Raw genomic sequence first — 16,260 nt, forward strand, 5'->3', positions numbered from 1 at the left:
GCGTCATAGGTAGAGAGGCGCCGGCGCGGGCGCAAGCGAGCCGCGGTGCGACAATCGTGAGCGCGACAGCTCTTTGGAGCCGTTTCTTAACGGCTTCTTTACTTCGATCGACGGAAAGTCACGGCGGTCGGCGGCTCGCGCCGACAGTCGCGCGCGATTCGGGCGTTCGCGTCGGTTCCACCGCGTTTTTGTCCCAATTTCCACGGGTCGATCCCGCCGGACAGCCACATGACCAAGGCGCAATTTCCTGATCAGGGTCGTCCGAATTCCGAGTCGCCCGAAGATGAGCGCGAGGCTGGACATCGGGAGGAAAATCTTCCCAACGCGGAAAAGCCACGCGAGGAGAACCGTAGCGTCGACCAAGACTCCATCTGGCGGTCGATCGCCGCGCTCTCCAAAAGCCGTATCGAGAGCCAGCTCGGCGAGCAGCCTTCCGCGAATGCGCGGCCGATTCGAAATGCGCTGGCGGAGCTCGAATCGCGGCTCGCGCGGCTGTCGGGCGAACATTGCGGCGTCGACGTCGAGAAGACGCTGCGCGGCCTTGATCAGCATCTCGCCGAAATTGCAGGGCGCCTGGACGAAAATGCGGCGCGCGGGGGCGTAGCGAAGCCGGCCATGACGTCGGGCGCCTCCGGCGGATCGCGCTTTGAGGCGCTGCAGCGCTCGATCGATTCCGTCACGCAGGGGTTAGACAGCTTTCGCGAGGACGCCGCCGAGCGCGGCGACCAGCAGCTCGTGATGATGCGACAAATCGAAAACGTCCGTCGCGAACTCCAGGATGTGGCGCAAGCGATCGGCGAGCTCGCGCCGCGCGCATCGGTCGCCGCCATCGAAACGGCGATGGGCGATCTCCGCCAGGGCATCGAGTCGCAACGCGGGCGGGGGGTGCCAGACGAGACGCTCGCGCCTGCCGAGAGAATTATCGGCGAATTGCGCGCCGTGATCGAAGATCTCGATCCGGCTCCTATTGTGCGCAACCTGCGCGCCGATGTCGAAACGATCGGCTTCAGGCTGGAGAAGCTGCAGAATGGAGACGTTGCGAACGCGTCCGCTGTGCGCGACCTCGCGCGCGAAACTCACGAGATCAAGGAACAGCTGACGGCGCTCATGGCGCGCCCGCTGCCGCTTGAGCGGATCGAAACACGCATCATTGACGTCACGCAACGTGTCGACGCTCTCACGCTTTCCTGCAGCGCGCCTGGGGCGGATCTTGGCGAAGTCGTCAAGGCGATCCGCTCCATCGTCGCTGCGGAAACAGGCAAGGGGCTGGAGACCTTCAACAAGCGGCTCGAACGGCTTGCGCGCAAGCTTGACGTCGTCGCCGAACAATCGGCGGCGGCGCGGTTCGACGAGATCGGCGAGCGCATCGACGAACTTGGCAAGACGCTGACGCAGCGCATCGATCGCGGCGCCGCGAACATGGCCCCCCTCGAAGCGCTCATCACAACGCTCGCTAAAAAAATCGATACGGCGCTGGACGGCGACAATAACGCCTCGGCGTTCGAGGAGATCGGCCGCAGGTTCGATCGGTTCGAGTCCCGCGTCGTGGACAGCGCGCCGACAGAGTCGCTCGCGCGCATCGAGGCCATGCTTGCCGAACAGAACGCCGAACGTCAGTTCGCCGATCTCGCGCAGCGCATCGACGAGCTTCGACAGACGATCGCCGCGCGGTTGGAAAACCCCTCGGGCGCCGGCGATTCCAAAAATTTCGCAGCTCTCGAGAATTTGGTGCGCGGCCTCGACAGAAAAATGGATGCCGCCTTCGCCGCCGACGCGCGGGATCTCGATCTGCAGGCCGTCGAGCGTCAGCTCGCGCAGCTCTCGTTCAAGATCGACCGGCTCGACGATCCATTCTCAGCGCCGAGATTTGGCGAACAGAACGCTCGGCTCGATGACATCGTCGAGCGCCTCGACCGTATGCACGCCGCATTCGCGCAGCGGGTCGAAGACGGCGCGCGCGTCGAGAAACGAGAGAGCGAACTGGCGGCTCTCGTCGGGTCGCTCGCCGACCGCATGAAGCAGACGGCTGACCCCACGGCCGATGACGGCGCGCTCAAATCGCTCGAAACTCAGATCGGCGCGCTGGCGCAGCGGCTCGAACGACTCGACGCAGGGAGCGGCGCGCTCATAGGCTTTGAATCGAAGATCACCGATCTTTTCGTGCGCCTGGAGGACACGCGGTCCGCAACGACGCAGGCCGCGGAGGCGGCGGTTCGCCGGGCCGCCACGGAGGTTCTCCGCGATGCGGCGGGCGCTCAGCCGGCGGCCGTGCGCGTCGCTGTGCAACGCGAATTGAACGACATCCTCAAGACGCAAGACGCGAGCGGCCAGCGCACGAATGAGACGCTGACGGCGGTCCATCAAATGCTCGAGCGCGTCGTCAATCGTCTAGGCGTGTTTGATGACGAATTGACCGAGAACCGCGGCGTCGTACGGCGCTCAACTGATGCCGAACTCGGGCTCGAACTTTGCGGCGATGATACGCGCGAGCGCGTCGGCGCGCCGGTCGCCTCTGGCGCCCAAGACGCTGTAAGCGAAGCCTTGGCGCCAGTCGATCCGATGGAGTTCCTGCTGCCGGTCGGCGAGGTCGTGGAGCGGCGCGAGCCTTTCATTGCGCCGCCAGGACTGGAGGCCGATCAGGCCGCGCATCGCAGCTCGATACAGTCGGACTTCATCGCCGCCGCGCGCCGCGCTGCGCAAACGCCTTCGGCTGAGGCCGACGCTCTGTCGGCCGAAGCGGCGCGCCACGCGGGACAGGCTCAGGAAAAGCCGCAGGCCGCCGCCGTGGTCAATTTCAGCGCCCTCATCCAGGACCGCAAGCGTCCGCTGCTCTTAGGCCTTGCCGCGGTCATGCTGCTGATCGGCGCCTATCAGATCGCGCGCATGGAGGGGCAGGGCGGCTTGACGGTCGGGCCGTCGCTCAGACAGCAGGAGGCGAAGGCGCCAGCCAAGGCGGTTCGGCCGGCTTTGTCGCCGGAAAAGCGGCTAGCCTCTAACCACGCCTCGTCGCCGGCGGTGGCCGCGCGCCCGGCGACGCCTGGGCCGGTCCTCAAAGAGCCGCCCGCCGAGACGGCGTCGGCGACCCTCGAACAACCTGTCGCCGCACAGCGGAACATCGATCCGACGCCCACCGGAACGATCGAGGCGCCGCCGCTCTCGTCCGGCGACGCCTTGGCGACGATCGAGCGCCTCGCCGTCGAGGGCAATCCGGTCGCCCAGTATGAAATGGGCGCGCGTCTTGTCGAGGGACGCGGCGCCGCGCGCGACGCCAAGGTGGCCGCGCATTGGTTTGAAAAGGCAGCCGAAATGGGCCTGGCGCTCGCCCAATACCGGCTAGGTTCGATGTATGAGAGGGGCGTCGGCGTCGCGCGCGACTACGCCCGCGCCAGGCAGTGGTACGAGCGCGCGGCCGATTCCGGCAACGCCCGCGCCATGCATAATGTCGCCGTGCTGCTCGCCGAGGGCGGCGACGGCAAGCCGGATTACGCCGCCGCTGCAGAGTGGTTTCGTCGGGCGGCCGAATACGGCATCCGTGACAGCCAGTTCAATCTGGGCATCCTCTACGCCCGCGGCCTCGGCATCAGCCGCGATCTGCAGCAATCCTACGTGTGGTTTTCCGCCGCAGCCGACCAGGGCGACGACGACGCGGCCAAAAAGCGCGACGAAATTGGCGCCCGGCTGGATTCCAAGGAGCTTGCCGCGGCCAAGGCGCTGGCCGCCGCGTTCCGCGCCAAAACCCCGACGTCGGAGGCGAATGACGCGCCGACGCTCAGGACGGGCGGCGGCCAGGGCGCGCGGGAGCAGACCCCGGTCAAGCAGGCGCCGAAGTCGCCTTCCGGCAAGCCGCGCGTCTCGCAGCTTTGAAGCTTCGCCAGGCGTTCATTAACGATTCATCTACGGGATCGCTCCTATTGTCCCGTCGAGCGAGCTTGCCGGCGCAGCGCGTGCGGATGTGGCCCGCCCATCTTGGGGAGAGTATGATGCGCAAAACTATCGCGACGCTTTCGGCGGCTTTGGCTCTCGGTGCCGCAGCCCTGGCGCCGACTGCGCCGGCGCGCGCCGATTCCGCCGGGCCCGCCATTGCGGCGGGCATTGGCGGGTTTGCGCTTGGCGCCATCACCGGCGGGGCGCTCGCCGGTTCCGCGCCGCCCGTCGTCTATGCGCCCGCGCCCGTCTATGTCGCGCCGCCGCCGGTGTGCTGGGTCGAGCGCCGTCCCGTCTTTGACGAATATGGCGAGGTGATCGGCTCCCGCCCGCGCCGCGTCTGCGAGTGACGCGGTCTTTTCACGGCCGATGCGGCTCATGAAAAAGCCGCGTCCTTACGCTAGAATTCGCGGCATGAAGGCACATCATCTTCTGGCGGCGCTTGCCGCGCTCATGCTCACGGCCGCGCCCGCCCGCGCCGAATGGTCGAGCTGCCTCTCCAGTCTGCGCTCGGCGGCGGCCGGCGCCGGCGTCAGCCAGCAGACGATCGCGTCGGCGACGAATGGTCTCGCCCCCAACGACGCCGTCAGCTTCATGGACAAGCAGCCGGAGTTTACGACGCCCGTCTGGGACTATGTCGCCGGGCTCGTCGACGAGGAGCGCGTGGACGAAGGGCGCGTGATGCTGCATCAGCATTCCCGCGCGCTGCACGCCGCGGAGAGCCGCTACGGCGTCGACGCCCCGACCATCGTCGCCGTGTGGGGCGTCGAATCCGACTTCGGCAAGAGTTTCGGCAAGCGCCCCGTGGTGCAGAGCCTCGCGACGCTCGCCTGCGAAGCGCCGCGCCGCAATGACTATTGGCGCAAGGAATTCATCGCCGCGCTCAAAATCCTCGACCACGGCGATATCGCGCCGGAGGAGTTCTACGGTTCCTGGGCCGGCGCCTTCGGCCACACGCAATTCATGCCGTCGACCTTTCTCGGCATGGCGGTCGATCTCGACGGCGACGGGCGGCGCAATATCGCCAGCTCGGCGGCCGACTCGCTCGGCTCGACGGCGAATTATCTGCGCAGGAGCGGTTGGCGCGCCGGCATGCCCTGGGGCTTCGAGGTGCGCTTGCCGGAAGGCTATTCCGGACCTTCCGGACGCAAGGGCCGCCAATCGATGGGCTTCTGGCAGGCGCGCGGCGTGACGCGCCTCGACGGCGGCGGCCTTGGCGGGGGAACTGCGGCGCTGCTCCTGCCGGCGGGGCGGAACGGACCCGCGTTCCTGGTGACGAAAAATTTCGACGCGGTCTACGCCTATAACGCCTCAGAATCTTACGCGCTGGCGATCTGCGTCCTGTCCGACAGGTTGCGCGGCCGGCCGGGCATTCAGACGCCATGGCCGACCGACGATCCGGGCCTCTCGCGCGCCGAGCGCCGCGAGTTGCAAGCGCTTCTGACCCGCAGCGGCTATGAGGTCGGCGAGCCCGACGGGGTGATCGGCACGAAGACCAAAGAGGCGATCGCCGATTTTCAGTCGCGTGCCGGCCTGCAGCGCAACGGCCGCGCCGGCCTAAAGGTTCTTAACGCCTTGCGCGGACGATAGCGCCGGCGACTTCTCCACGTTGAAGTCGGGCTCGGCGTCCGTTTCATTGACCAATTTGAGGTCGTCGGCGATCCAGGCTTTCGTCAGCTCCCAAACGACGGCGAGCACGACCGGTCCTGCAAACAGGCCGGCGATGCCATGCGCGAGAACGCCGCCGATCACGCCCACGAAAATCACCGGTATTGGCGTCGACAGCCCATGCGCGAAAATGAAGGGCTTCAGCACGTTGTCCACGTAATTGACGCTGAGCATGCAGATCGTCAGCGCCAGCGCCGGCCCGGTCGCCAAAGTCGTCCACGCCCAGAAGATGACAGGCGCCACGACGAGCAACGGCCCGATCTGAATAATGCCGAGGACGAGAATGGCGATCGTCAGCAGGCTCGCGCCCGGCACGTCGGCGAGATACATGCCGGCGCCGCCGACGACGGCCTGCAATAGCGACAGGCCCATGACGCCGCGCGAAACCGCGTTGATCGTCGCGCCGGCGAGATCGACGAATTTCTCGCCGCTCGAAGGATCGATGCGCCGCGACAGCGCGCGCGCCCCCGCAAGCATTTGCGGCGCGGCGGCGAGAATGAAGCCCATGAGCAGGACGGAGACGAGAAATTTGAGCGTGCCTGCGCCGGCGCTCTTCGCCATGTCGAGCAAGAATTCCCCGGCGGGCTTCAGCTGCGGCAAAACTTGGGTGAAGGCGCTGCGCAGATTGGTCGAGGCTAGCAGCCAGAAGGAATAGAGCTGCTCGCCGACGAACGGCCAATCCTTGATCGACGCGGGCGGCGGCGGGACGGCGATATTGCCCGTCTCGATCCCCGCCATCAACGTTTTGATGGGGTCAATGGCGCCGACCGCCATCCAGGTGACGGGCCCGATGATCAGCACCAGGCCGGCGATCGTCATCAAAACGGCGGCTGTTATTGGCCGGCCGCCCAATATTTCCGCCACCACGCGAAAAATCGGATAGAGCGCCACGGCGAGCACGACGCTCCACAGAATAATCGCCGCGAAAGGCAGGACGATGATGAAGGTCCAGTAGATCAGCGCGCCGATCGCGAACAGGCGGATCGCCAGTTCGATGACCCGCGCGTTGAAGCGGCGGTCGGAGCCGTTAAGGCCATTGGTCGGATCATTCACCTGCGTTCTCTTGTCATCCCGCGACTTTTGCATCGCAATAGAGTGAAGACTTGGCGGGCGTCTGACAAGAGGAGCGGTTTGCGGGTTATCGGGCGAGTCGGTTCCGGGCGAACCACAGCTCGCCGAACGCCAGCCGAAGCCCTGCGGCGTCACAGCGCCCTAATAGTCGCCGCTTCCAACCAACGGATGGATGCCGCCAGCGCCGCTGCGATCGGAGTTCTGCCGATTGCGCTTGCCGGTTTTTGTCGCCTGGTCCGATTTCGAGGCCGAAACGGATTTGGCGGTGGATTTCGAGGATGCCGCGGAGGCAGGCGGCGCAGCGATTGCGCAAGCGAGAATCAAAGCAAGAATGTAACGCATGGGGTTACTCCCTGGGCCAGGAGGTCCATCGACCAGGGCCCAGCCATTAGGTAGCACAATTCGCCGCGCAGGCGAGCGAGTCGGGCGCGAACCCGCAACGCTTCGACAAGCCTTGCGCATTCTGCGATAGACTGTCCGCTCCACATCGAAAGATTCGAGCCGCATGACCATCCGCCTCCACCAGGGCGATCTCCCCGAGGGGATCGGCGCTGGCGCCATTGTCGCGATCGACACCGAGACTCTGGGCCTCAATCCGCATCGTGATCGGCTGTGCTTGGCGCAGCTTTCCTTCGGCGACGGGAACGCCGAGCTTGTCCAGTTCGGGCGCGGTCAGACGCGCGCGCCCAATCTCGAGCGCCTGCTGGCCGATCCGGCCATTTTGAAGCTCTTCCACTTCGCCCGTTTCGACGTCGGCATATTGGCCAAGACCTTCGGCTTCGTTCCGGCGCCGGTCTATTGCACCAAGATCGCCTCCAAGCTCGCCCGCACCTATACGGACCGGCATGGCCTCAAGGATCTCGTGCGCGAGCTTCTTGGCGTCGAGATTTCGAAGCAGCAGCAGTCGTCGGACTGGGGCGCGCCGGTTCTTTCCGACGCGCAGCAGGCCTATGCGGCGTCGGACGTCCTCTATCTGCATCAGCTCAAGGACAAGCTCGACGCCATGCTTGCCCGCGAGGGTCGCGCCGAACTGGCGCAGGCCTGTTTCGACTTTCTGCCAGCCCGCGCCCGGCTCGACCTCGCCGGCTGGCCGGAAACGGATATTTTCGCCCATGAGTAAGGCTCTGGCGATCGAGGCTTTGGCTTTGCCTCGAATTCGCCACCTGCATGCCTCATGATGACAGCATGACCGACGTCTTGCCGGCGCCCAGCGCCCGCGATCGCTTGGGCGGCCTTGTTGCGCCGCGCCAGAGCGCCTTTCCGGAGGCGCTGCGCCACACGACGCGAGTTGCGCGCCTGCGTCGCTGGATTCTTTGGGGGGCGGGCGGCGTCGTTGGAGTCGTCGGCCTCGGCCTACTGATCAGCTCGCTGCGCTTTCTGCCCGCTGATCTGAGCCTGGCGCGCGTCGCGCTCAAGGGCTCCCGCATCGTCATCGAGAGCCCCAAGCTCGTCGGCTATCGCAAGGACGGGCGTCCTTACGAGGTGCGCGCGCTCGTGGGCACGCAGGATCTGGCGAAGCCTGATGTCTTCGAACTCGATCAGCTCGAGGTCCGGGTCGAGAACACCAAGGACAATTCCATAGTCCTGTCGGCGGCGAAGGGCGTCTACAACAGGAAGGCCGATCGGGCCGATATGAGCGGCGGCGTCGACATCCACGAAGACAACAACTTCGACATGCGGCTCGAGTCGGCGGTCATGGATTTCAAGGATAGCGTGATGACGTCCGACAAGCCCGTGCTCTTGAAGATCGACGGCGGCGAGGTCACCGCGCAGTCTGTCGAATTTTCCCAAAAGGAGCGTCACGCGTCCTTCGCGGGCGACGTCCATTCGGTGCTATACGGGGAGGGCGATACGCCCCCGCAAACTTCGGGCGCCGCGACCAAGGACTAAATGCGCCGCCACCCTTTCGTTCTTCTCCTTGCTGCGCTCGTCGCCGCGACGCCGGCAGGCGCCGCAGGCCGCTCGGGCGGCATTCTGCCTGGCGCCTCCGCCAAGGATCCGCTCAACATCGACGCGGGCAAGCTCGATTATTTCGAGAAGGAGCAGAAGCTCATCTACTCCGGCAGCGTCATCGTCACGAACGGGCCCTCGACGCTTAAGGCCTCGCGCCTCATCATCTTTCTCGAAGGAAAGGGCAGCGGACAACCCGCCGCGACGACCAACGACCGCGTCAAACATATCGACGCCGAAGGGCCAGTGACGCTGGTTTCAAAGGACCAGATCGGGACGGGCGATCGGGGCAGCTACGACAAGGCCGAAAACAAGGTTTATCTCGTCGGCAACGTCACGCTCACCCAGGCCGAGAACATCGTGAAAGGCGACAAGCTCGTCTATGACGTGGCGACCGGCATGGCGACCGTGCAGGGCGGCGCGGCGCAGGGGGGGCGGGTGCGCAGCACCTTCACGCCAAAAAACCAATAAGGCTTCGGGCATTCACTGCGAGGCTGACGTCACCAGCTCGTCGAGCATCCGCTTGCGCTTCGCCTCATAGTAGTAGCCGCCGGCATACAGCTTGATCGCCCGGCCTTCGTCGCGGCCGCTGACCTTATAGGCGTTGGCGAGATAAGGCACCGCGAACGCAAGATTGGTGTCGGCGTCGAGAAGACCGCTCGCCGGGCCCTGATAGCCCATGTGCCGCGCCGTGTCGTGGCGGATCTGCATCAACCCCCAATAGGGTCCGTGCCGGGCGTGGGGATTGTAGTTGCTCTCGCGGCGGATCGAGCGATGAATGAGCGATTCCGGAATGTCGTAGATGCGGGCGTAATGGGAGATTCGCGCATGCAGCGCGTCCTGGCCGGTGAGCTCGGTCGCCTTAGCGGCCTCGTCATAGGCGGCGGGCGCCGAAGCGACGGGCGACTCCTGCGGCGCGCAGCCCGCGAGCGGCAGAACGCCGATGGCGACAAAGGCGGCGGCCCGGCGGAATAGTCTCATCTAAATTTCCCTCATTGGCCGCCCAAGACCCAGCCGGGAAATCCGCCACGCGCAAATGGCGATTTCGTGGCGGTCACGCTTCAGGAACGTTGATTTCTGTGGGCAGCCGACTACCTGCCCAAGGACTCCTGACGAGTGCTCCTGACAAGCGCTCCTGAGATGAGGCGGATGATGGCGCAAAGGCAGCCGAAAAGCCGCGCGCCGGCAAAAAGTTCAAAGACGGCGACCAACTACTGGTCAGGCGAGGTCACGCGCCACAGCAACGCGCTCGATCTCGACGCGGGGGTATTCACTTGGGACGACCCCGTGAAGATCGCCCGCTCCCTCAAGCGGTCGGCGGAGGTGAGCGAGCGGCGCAAAGCGGACCCGTTCCGTTCCGCCATGTCGATGCTGACTTTCTACATCAACAGGGCCGGCAAGGATTTGCCGCAGGCGCGCCGACAGGTGCTGGAGCAGGCGAAGGACGAGCTGCGGAAGGCGTTTGGGCGAACGCCTCATTGAGCGCACCGCAGATTGACGCCTCGATCGAGTGGGTATTACTCTTCTTGAGCGAGTATTACCCATTGGCGTCATGAGCACAAAAGTCACCATAAAGGGCCAGGTCACCTTGCCAAAGGCCGTACGCGAAGCGGCCGGCATCCGGCCCGGCGACCGCGTCAACGTGCGCGCAAGGCCGGAGGGCGGCGTGCTGGTGGAGCGAAGTGATGCAGCTCAGGCGGACCCCGCGGCGCTGAAGGCGGCGAGGAGCAAGATTGAGCGGGCGCTCGCCGCGCTGGATCGCAAGGGCGTGAAATTTCGAACGACGACTGACGAGTGGATGCGTCTCCTGCGGGGCGACGATTGACGCTTGTCGACACCAATATCTTCATCGACCTGCTGACGCACAATCCCAATTGGTTTGAAGCGTCGCAGCAGGCGCTCGAACGAAGAATGTCGCTTGGACCGATCTTGATCGTCGATGCCGTCTTTGCGGAGCTGGCGACCGGCTTTACGGCCGAAGCCGATTGTTCCGATTTTTTAGGCGCGCTCGGGGCGGAACATTCCACAATGTCGCGTCAAGCCCTCTGGCGCGCCGGGCAGGCGTTTCGCGACTATCGGGTACGCGGCGGCGCCAAGACGAATGCACTGGCGGATTTCTTTATCGGCGCGCAGGCGGAAACTCTCCGCGCTCCCCTGCTGACCCGAGACGTTGCGCGTTATCGGACGTATTTCCCGGAGGTCGCGATTGTAACGCCCGGCTGAGAACGGAGCAGGCTATTCAGGCAAGACGAACTTGAATTGAGAAGCTTTTGCGGCGTACGAAAACAGGCCAAAGTGCATCAGCCATCGTCACCGCGCGAACTTCTTATATTTCAGCCGGTGCGGAATGACGCTGTCGATCCCGAGGCGCCGCTTCTTGTCCTCTTCGTAATCGGCGAAGTTGCCTTCGAACCATTCGACATGGCTGTCGCCTTCATAGGCGAGAATATGCGTCGCGATGCGGTCGAGGAAAAAACGATCATGCGAGATGATGACGGCGCAGCCGGCGAAATCGACGAGCGCCTCTTCGAGCGCGCGCAGCGTGTCGACGTCGAGATCATTGGTCGGCTCGTCGAGCAGCAGCACATTGGCGCCGCTCTTGAGCATCTTGGCGAGGTGCACGCGGTTGCGTTCGCCGCCTGAGAGCTGCCCAACCTTCTTCTGCTGATCGGCGCCCTTGAAATTGAAGGCCGAGCAATAGGCGCGGCTGTTGATCTCGCGCTTGCCGAGATAGATCACCTCATTGCCTTCCGAGATTTCCTCCCAGACGGACTTGTTGGCGTGCAGCGCGTCGCGCGACTGGTCGACATAGCCGAGCTGCACGCTGTCGCCGATCTCGATCGTCCCGTTGTCGGGCTTCTCTTGTCCGGTGATCATGCGAAACAGCGTCGTCTTGCCGGCGCCGTTCGGCCCGATCACGCCGACGATGCCGCCGGGCGGCAATTTGAAGGAGAGATCGTCGATCAAGAGCGTGTCGCCATAGCCCTTCGACAGATGGTCGAAATCGATGACATTGTCGCCCAGACGTTCGGCCACCGGAATGACGATCTGCGCGGTCGTCGGCGCCTTGTCGTTCTGCTTGGCGACGAGTTCCTCATAGCGCTGAATGCGGGCCTTGCTTTTCGCCTGCCGCGCTTTCGGCGAAGCGGCGATCCACTCGCTCTCGGCTTCGAGCGCGCGCTGACGCGCCTTGTCCTCGGAAGATTCCTGAGCCAGTCGCTTCTGCTTCTGCTTCAGCCAGCTGGTGTAATTGCCCTCGTAGGGAATGCCGCGGCCGCGATCGAGCTCCAATATCCATCCGGTGACATTGTCCAAGAAATAGCGGTCGTGGGTGACGATCAGGATCGCGCCGGGATACTGGCGCAGATGTCCTTCGAGCCAGTTGACGGTTTCAGCGTCGAGATGGTTCGTCGGTTCGTCGAGGAGCAGCATTTCCGGCTGTTCGAGCAGCAATTTGCACAGCGCGACGCGACGCCGCTCGCCGCCCGAAAGCTTGGTGACGTCAGCGTCGTCCGGCGGACAGCCGAGCGCGTCCATCGCCTGGTCGACCTGGCTGTCCAAGTCCCAAAGGCCTTTGGCCTCGATTTCGTCCTGGAGCTTCGTCATCTCATCGGCGGTCTCGTCCGAATAATTCATGGCGAGATCATTGTAGCGATCGAGAATGGCCTTCTTGTCGGCGACGCCGAGCATGACATTGCCGCGCACGTCGAGCGTCGGGTCGAGGTGCGGCTCCTGCGGCAGATAGCCGACCCGGGCGCCCTCGGCGACGAAGCCCTCGCCAGAATACTCTTTGTCGACGCCCGCCATGATGCGCAGCAGCGTCGATTTGCCGGAGCCGTTGACGCCGAGAACGCCGATTTTCGCATCGGGATAAAAGGAGAGATTGATGTTCTCCAGGACCTTCTTGCCGCCCGGATAGGTCTTGCTGAGGCCCTGCATGTGATAGATGAACTGGCGCGCCATATCGCCTCGCAAAGAGAGATTGCGCTGTCTTTAGAGCATTTTCACTCCGGGAGGGAAGCTGTTTGGCCTACCGCGCGGCATAAAAATACCCCCGGTAGGAGCCGGGGGCATTTATTGCGCTGGCGTTGCGATCAGGTTCGCATAAAGCTCAGAACCGTGGCGCTAAGAGTGCTGCCCGTGAGCACAATCGTGGAGCCGAGCGCCAGCAGCGCGACCAGGTTCAGGGTCAAATCGGCGGGACTGCCGGCAAGCGCCAGAATGCCGAGGACGATCGCCGCCAGTCCTGCGAGCGCCTGAATGCCCGCTGAACCCGACGCCATTTCGCTCGCGAGCATCTCGGCGCCGACATGTTGCGATTGTCCAACCGTGGTCTCCATCTGGGCGGAGGCGCGCCGCAGCACATAGAGGCGCCAAACGGCGTTGCTGCTCAGAAGCAGAGCGGTGCCAAAGCCGATCACGGCCACCGGCGACAGAACGGTGGCGCTGATGCCGAGAAGCGACAGGACGCCGAGCACTATGCCGCCCGCGCCAACCAGAAAGACGAGCGCGAGGCTATTGCCGCCCATCTGCTCGATGGAAGAGGTTCGAACGCCGCCGGGAAACACGACTTGCGTATATTCCGACAGCATAGCTCCGCCTTGAATTAACAGTGCGACGCCAAACACGATCGTCGCGATCGCGACCATCATGGGGGGCGCTATTCCAACTAAACCGCAAATTACAAGGACTATGGTGGCGACGCCGCCTATGGCGTCAATGAGACCGCCATAGGCGACCGCATTGTCATGCGATGCGATATCTCGAGTAATGGACATGTGGGACACTCCAGCCGCTAGCCCCCGGTCGAATAGCTAGCGGCGCTTACGCAACGGGCAAGCCTAGCATTTCGGCGGCGGATTGCCTTTTGGCGTCCGCGCGCTCTAGAAGCGGAAACGAAGCAACCGGGCGAGCGTTAATGAATGTTCTTCTGATCGGATCGGGCGGTCGCGAGCATGCGATCTGCAATGCCCTAAAGAAAAGCCCGCTGCTGACGCGGCTCTATATCGCGCCAGGCAATCCCGGGACGGCTCGCCTGGGAGATAACGTCGATCTCGACGTCGCCAACCACCCCGCCGTGATCAATTTTTGTCGGGAGGCGGGAATTGCCCTCGTCGTTGTCGGGCCCGAGCAACCGCTGATCGGCGGTCTCGTCGACGAACTGGAGAAGCACGGGATCCTCGCCTTCGGGCCGACGCAGGCGGCGGCTAAGCTGGAAGGCTCCAAAGGTTTTACAAAGGATTTGTGTCGCGACTACGGGATTCCGACCGCGAGCTATGCGCGGTTTGCCGCGCTTGAGCCGGCGCTGCGTTATCTGCGTGAACACGGCGCGCCGATCGTCGTCAAGGCCGACGGGCTCGCCGCCGGCAAAGGCGTCGTCGTGGCTCGGACGCTTGAGGAAGCGGAGCGCGCCGCGCAGGCGATGTTCGGGGGCGCGTTTGGCCTCTCGGGCGCGGAGGTGGTCATCGAGGAATGTCTCGAAGGCGAAGAGGCGTCGTTCTTTGCAATCTGCGACGGCGTGCGCGCGGTGCCTTTCGCGACGGCGCAGGATCATAAGCGGGTCGGCGAGGGCGACGTGGGGCCGAACACAGGCGGCATGGGCGCCTATTCGCCGGCTTCAGTGGTGACGCCAGAAATAGAAGCGCGCGTGATGGCCGAGATTATCGAGCCGACGATGCGCGCCATGCGCGACAAGGGCGCGCCCTTCAAGGGCGTGCTCTACGCCGGACTCATGCTGACACAGGAGGGGCCAAAGCTCATCGAATACAATTGCCGCTTCGGCGACCCCGAGGCGCAAGTCATTCTGCCCCGTCTCGAGAGTGATCTGCTCGAGCTGATGCTTGACGCCGCGCGGGGCGAATTGCCTCATCAGCGACCGCGGTTTTCGCCGCTCGCGGCGCTGACGGTGGTGTTGGCGGCGAAAAACTATCCGGGAACGCCGATGACCGGATCGGAAATCCGCAACGTGGAATGCGCCGAAGCCGTCGAGGCCGTCACCATCACCCACGCCGGCACGCGCGAAGAAGGCGGCCGGCTGCTTGCCGCGGGCGGTCGCGTGCTGAATGTCACCGCGCTCGGCGAAAGCGTTGCGGAAGCCCAGGCGCGAGCTTACGCGGCGGTAGACCTCATCGACTGGCCGGGCGGATTTTGCCGCCGCGACATCGGCTGGCGGGAAGTCGCGCGCGAACGAGAGGGCTCCTGAGCGTGGGCGACGGATAGGCCGCCCGGTTAAGAGGCGCGGCCCGCTACATCACATAGATTTTGTCCGGCAGTTCGTCGCCGCTCGCGCCGGGCGGCGCATGCCGCGCCAGGAGGCGCGCGCATTCCTCGATCGCCGCGACAAAGCCGTCCGCCACTCTCTCGCGCCGTATGTCTTCCAGCAGCAGATCCAGCGCGCCCTGCCATTCGTCATCACTGATCTTTGCGGCGATGGCCTCGTCGGCGACAATGCGCGCATAACGCTCTGCGAAAGAGACGAATATGAGCACGCCCATGCGCGCCTTGGTCGCCGAAACGCCGCGCGAGAAAAATTGCTCAATCGCCTCGCGCGCGGCGCGGGCGCGCTTCACGGCGCGCGGCGTCAACAAAAAGCGCACCGGTCCCCATGAAACGACGAGCGTCGCAACAATAAAGATGGCGATCTGCGCGGCAAATATCTCACGAGGCGAATGTTCGGTGAAAAGCAGCATGGGCCAAGGCGACGCTAGCGCGATAAATGCGCCCCAGAGCGGCGGCACGAAAGCGTAATCCGATGAGCGACGCGCCAGCACGCAGACGATCTCGCCGGAGGTTTTTTCTTCGGCCCGACGAATAGCCTCCGCGATGCGCTCGAAGTCGTCCGCCGTGAGTTGCATCACCAGTCCCCCGAAGCGCCGCCGCCGCCGGACGAGCCGCCGCCGCCAGAGAATCCGCCGCCGTCTCCGAAACCGCCTCCCCCTCTCCACCCGCCGCTAGAACCACCCCCCCAGAAGCCGCCGCTCGGGGGCAGCACGACGATCGGCGGTCCGCCGCGCCTGTAGCCCCGGTAATTCGTCGGCCTGCCGCCGCGCGCGCTACGCGCCATCCAGACCACGATGAACAGAAACAGGGCGAAAAAAATGAGCGGGGATAGCTCATCGAAGGTCGTGGACTGTGGCCCCTGCGCGCGTTTCGTCCATTCGGCGGAATCGCCGGAGAGCACCTCGATGATTCCCTCGACGCCGCGTTCTATCCCCGCGCCATAGTCTCGCGCTTTGAATCGCGGCGCCACCGCGCTCGTCAAAATGATCTTCGACAGCGCGTCGGTGAGCGTTCCTTCCAGGCCATAGCCGACTTCGATGCGCATTTTGCGCTCGTTTGGCGCGACAAGGAAAAGAACGCCATTGTTCTTTTTTGCTTCACCGAGCTTCCAAGCGCGAAACAGGCCGTTGGCGTAGGTTTCGACGTCCAGGCCGTCCAGCGAATTGACCGAGGCGACGACGAGCTGAATGCCGGATTTATCCTCGAGATCGCTCAGCTTTGTCTCAATCGCGCTTTTCGTCGAGGCGGCGATGATATCGGCTTGATCGACTACTCGACCAGTCAGCGGCGGATAGTTCGCCGCCGCAAAGGCCAGCGAGGCGATGAAAAAGAGGAGCGGCGCGAGCCAGCGCGCGGCGCCCCGCATTG

17 protein-coding genes are annotated in these 16,260 nt (G+C 64.4%); 10 read left to right on the forward strand and 7 right to left on the reverse strand.

Translation table 11 applies throughout. The features are described 5' to 3' along the window. Positions 1-228 precede the first annotated feature (228 nt). The 3 genes from HUN39_RS00295 to HUN39_RS00305 all read left to right on the forward strand — a co-directional run bounded on the left by HUN39_RS00295 (position 229) and on the right by HUN39_RS00305 (position 5,514). Positions 229-3,864, forward strand: a complete 3,636-nt coding sequence (locus HUN39_RS00295; RefSeq protein ID WP_175092534.1) for an SEL1-like repeat protein — start codon at positions 229-231, stop codon at positions 3,862-3,864. Positions 3,865-3,980: 116 nt separating this feature from the next. After that, positions 3,981-4,274: a hypothetical protein gene (locus HUN39_RS00300; protein ID WP_175092535.1), complete on the forward strand. Its 294-nt coding sequence runs from the start codon at positions 3,981-3,983 to the stop codon at positions 4,272-4,274. A gap of 64 nt (positions 4,275-4,338) precedes the next feature. Beyond that, positions 4,339-5,514, forward strand: a complete 1,176-nt coding sequence (locus HUN39_RS00305) for a lytic murein transglycosylase (RefSeq protein ID WP_175092536.1) — start codon at positions 4,339-4,341, stop codon at positions 5,512-5,514. Here the strand turns inward: HUN39_RS00305 and HUN39_RS00310 are convergent. Further along, the gene (locus HUN39_RS00310) at positions 5,482-6,645 is read right to left on the reverse strand and encodes an AI-2E family transporter (RefSeq protein WP_175092537.1); all 1,164 of its coding nucleotides are present in this window, start codon (positions 6,643-6,645) and stop codon (positions 5,482-5,484) included. The two genes, HUN39_RS00305 and HUN39_RS00310, sit on opposite strands and share 33 nt — an antisense overlap. Before the next feature lie 159 nt (positions 6,646-6,804). Further along, entirely contained in the window at positions 6,805-7,005 is a 201-nt protein-coding gene (locus tag HUN39_RS00315; RefSeq protein ID WP_175092538.1) for a hypothetical protein, read from the reverse strand. A gap of 163 nt (positions 7,006-7,168) precedes the next feature. Here HUN39_RS00315 and HUN39_RS00320 point away from each other — a divergent pair, with 163 nt between their 5' ends. From HUN39_RS00320 to lptA, 3 genes are all read left to right on the forward strand, one after another. Continuing rightward, entirely contained in the window at positions 7,169-7,783 is a 615-nt protein-coding gene (locus tag HUN39_RS00320; RefSeq protein WP_175092539.1) for a ribonuclease D, read from the forward strand. A 65-nt stretch (positions 7,784-7,848) separates the two neighbouring features. Then, complete coding sequence (gene lptC / locus HUN39_RS00325; RefSeq protein WP_175092540.1) at positions 7,849-8,553, forward strand: LPS export ABC transporter periplasmic protein LptC; 705 nt, start codon at positions 7,849-7,851, stop codon at positions 8,551-8,553. Next, positions 8,554-9,084 (forward strand): lipopolysaccharide transport periplasmic protein LptA, encoded by a 531-nt coding sequence (lptA, locus tag HUN39_RS00330; RefSeq protein ID WP_175092541.1) that lies wholly within the window; start codon positions 8,554-8,556, stop codon positions 9,082-9,084. Between the two features lie 12 nt (positions 9,085-9,096). Here the strand turns inward: lptA and HUN39_RS00335 are convergent, their stop codons facing one another. Continuing rightward, on the reverse strand, positions 9,097-9,594 hold the full coding sequence (locus HUN39_RS00335) for a transglycosylase SLT domain-containing protein (protein ID WP_175092542.1): 498 nt from the start codon (positions 9,592-9,594) through the stop codon (positions 9,097-9,099). Between the two features lie 171 nt (positions 9,595-9,765). On the opposite strand from HUN39_RS00335, the gene HUN39_RS00340 reads away from it, so the two are divergent. The 3 genes from HUN39_RS00340 (at position 9,766) to HUN39_RS00350 (ending at position 10,836) form a co-directional block, all read left to right on the forward strand. After that, on the forward strand, positions 9,766-10,095 hold the full coding sequence (locus tag HUN39_RS00340; RefSeq protein WP_175092543.1) for a DUF3175 domain-containing protein: 330 nt from the start codon (positions 9,766-9,768) through the stop codon (positions 10,093-10,095). Between the two features lie 70 nt (positions 10,096-10,165). Next, complete coding sequence (locus tag HUN39_RS00345) at positions 10,166-10,438, forward strand: AbrB/MazE/SpoVT family DNA-binding domain-containing protein (protein WP_175092544.1); 273 nt, start codon at positions 10,166-10,168, stop codon at positions 10,436-10,438. Then, positions 10,435-10,836 (forward strand): type II toxin-antitoxin system VapC family toxin, encoded by a 402-nt coding sequence (locus HUN39_RS00350; RefSeq protein WP_175092545.1) that lies wholly within the window; start codon positions 10,435-10,437, stop codon positions 10,834-10,836. The genes HUN39_RS00345 and HUN39_RS00350 overlap by 4 nt, the downstream gene beginning before the upstream one ends. 87 nt (positions 10,837-10,923) lie before the next feature. Here HUN39_RS00350 and ettA read toward each other — a convergent pair whose 3' ends face one another. Next, complete coding sequence (gene ettA, locus HUN39_RS00355) at positions 10,924-12,576, reverse strand: energy-dependent translational throttle protein EttA (protein WP_175092546.1); 1,653 nt, start codon at positions 12,574-12,576, stop codon at positions 10,924-10,926. A 131-nt stretch (positions 12,577-12,707) separates the two neighbouring features. After that, positions 12,708-13,391: a hypothetical protein gene (locus HUN39_RS00360; RefSeq protein ID WP_175092547.1), complete on the reverse strand. Its 684-nt coding sequence runs from the start codon at positions 13,389-13,391 to the stop codon at positions 12,708-12,710. A gap of 140 nt (positions 13,392-13,531) precedes the next feature. Between HUN39_RS00360 and purD the strand changes: the two genes are divergently transcribed. Further along, the gene (gene purD, locus HUN39_RS00365; protein WP_175092548.1) at positions 13,532-14,815 is read left to right on the forward strand and encodes a phosphoribosylamine--glycine ligase; all 1,284 of its coding nucleotides are present in this window, start codon (positions 13,532-13,534) and stop codon (positions 14,813-14,815) included. Positions 14,816-14,858: 43 nt separating this feature from the next. On the opposite strand, the gene HUN39_RS00370 is transcribed toward purD, so the two are convergent. Then, positions 14,859-15,467: a TPM domain-containing protein gene (locus tag HUN39_RS00370; RefSeq protein ID WP_175092549.1), complete on the reverse strand. Its 609-nt coding sequence runs from the start codon at positions 15,465-15,467 to the stop codon at positions 14,859-14,861. Next, the gene (locus HUN39_RS00375; protein ID WP_175092550.1) at positions 15,467-16,258 is read right to left on the reverse strand and encodes a TPM domain-containing protein; all 792 of its coding nucleotides are present in this window, start codon (positions 16,256-16,258) and stop codon (positions 15,467-15,469) included. Before HUN39_RS00375 ends, HUN39_RS00370 begins: the two co-directional genes overlap by 1 nt. Positions 16,259-16,260: the final 2 nt, after the last annotated feature.

The organism is Methylocystis silviterrae, assembly GCF_013350005.1.
GTDB classification, from domain to species: Bacteria; Pseudomonadota; Alphaproteobacteria; order Rhizobiales; family Beijerinckiaceae; genus Methylocystis; species Methylocystis silviterrae.

Bases quoted from the DNA above. Each gene is read 5' to 3' on its own strand.
- HUN39_RS00340 (WP_175092543.1), top strand. From the start codon at position 9,766: ATGGCGCAAAGGCAGCCGAAAAGCCGCGCGCCGGCAAAAAGTTCAAAG.
- HUN39_RS00315 (WP_175092538.1), bottom strand. From the start codon at position 7,005: ATGCGTTACATTCTTGCTTTGATTCTCGCTTGCGCAATCGCTGCGCCG.
- lptA (WP_175092541.1), top strand. From the start codon at position 8,554: ATGCGCCGCCACCCTTTCGTTCTTCTCCTTGCTGCGCTCGTCGCCGCG.
- HUN39_RS00335 (WP_175092542.1), bottom strand. From the start codon at position 9,594: ATGAGACTATTCCGCCGGGCCGCCGCCTTTGTCGCCATCGGCGTTCTG.
- purD (WP_175092548.1), top strand. From the start codon at position 13,532: ATGAATGTTCTTCTGATCGGATCGGGCGGTCGCGAGCATGCGATCTGC.
- HUN39_RS00295 (WP_175092534.1), top strand. From the start codon at position 229: ATGACCAAGGCGCAATTTCCTGATCAGGGTCGTCCGAATTCCGAGTCG.
- ettA (WP_175092546.1), bottom strand. From the start codon at position 12,576: ATGGCGCGCCAGTTCATCTATCACATGCAGGGCCTCAGCAAGACCTAT.
- HUN39_RS00300 (WP_175092535.1), top strand. From the start codon at position 3,981: ATGCGCAAAACTATCGCGACGCTTTCGGCGGCTTTGGCTCTCGGTGCC.
- lptC (WP_175092540.1), top strand. From the start codon at position 7,849: ATGACCGACGTCTTGCCGGCGCCCAGCGCCCGCGATCGCTTGGGCGGC.
- HUN39_RS00345 (WP_175092544.1), top strand. From the start codon at position 10,166: ATGAGCACAAAAGTCACCATAAAGGGCCAGGTCACCTTGCCAAAGGCC.
- HUN39_RS00370 (WP_175092549.1), bottom strand. From the start codon at position 15,467: ATGCAACTCACGGCGGACGACTTCGAGCGCATCGCGGAGGCTATTCGT.
- HUN39_RS00305 (WP_175092536.1), top strand. From the start codon at position 4,339: ATGAAGGCACATCATCTTCTGGCGGCGCTTGCCGCGCTCATGCTCACG.
- HUN39_RS00320 (WP_175092539.1), top strand. From the start codon at position 7,169: ATGACCATCCGCCTCCACCAGGGCGATCTCCCCGAGGGGATCGGCGCT.
- HUN39_RS00375 (WP_175092550.1), bottom strand. From the start codon at position 16,258: ATGCGGGGCGCCGCGCGCTGGCTCGCGCCGCTCCTCTTTTTCATCGCC.
- HUN39_RS00360 (WP_175092547.1), bottom strand. From the start codon at position 13,391: ATGTCCATTACTCGAGATATCGCATCGCATGACAATGCGGTCGCCTAT.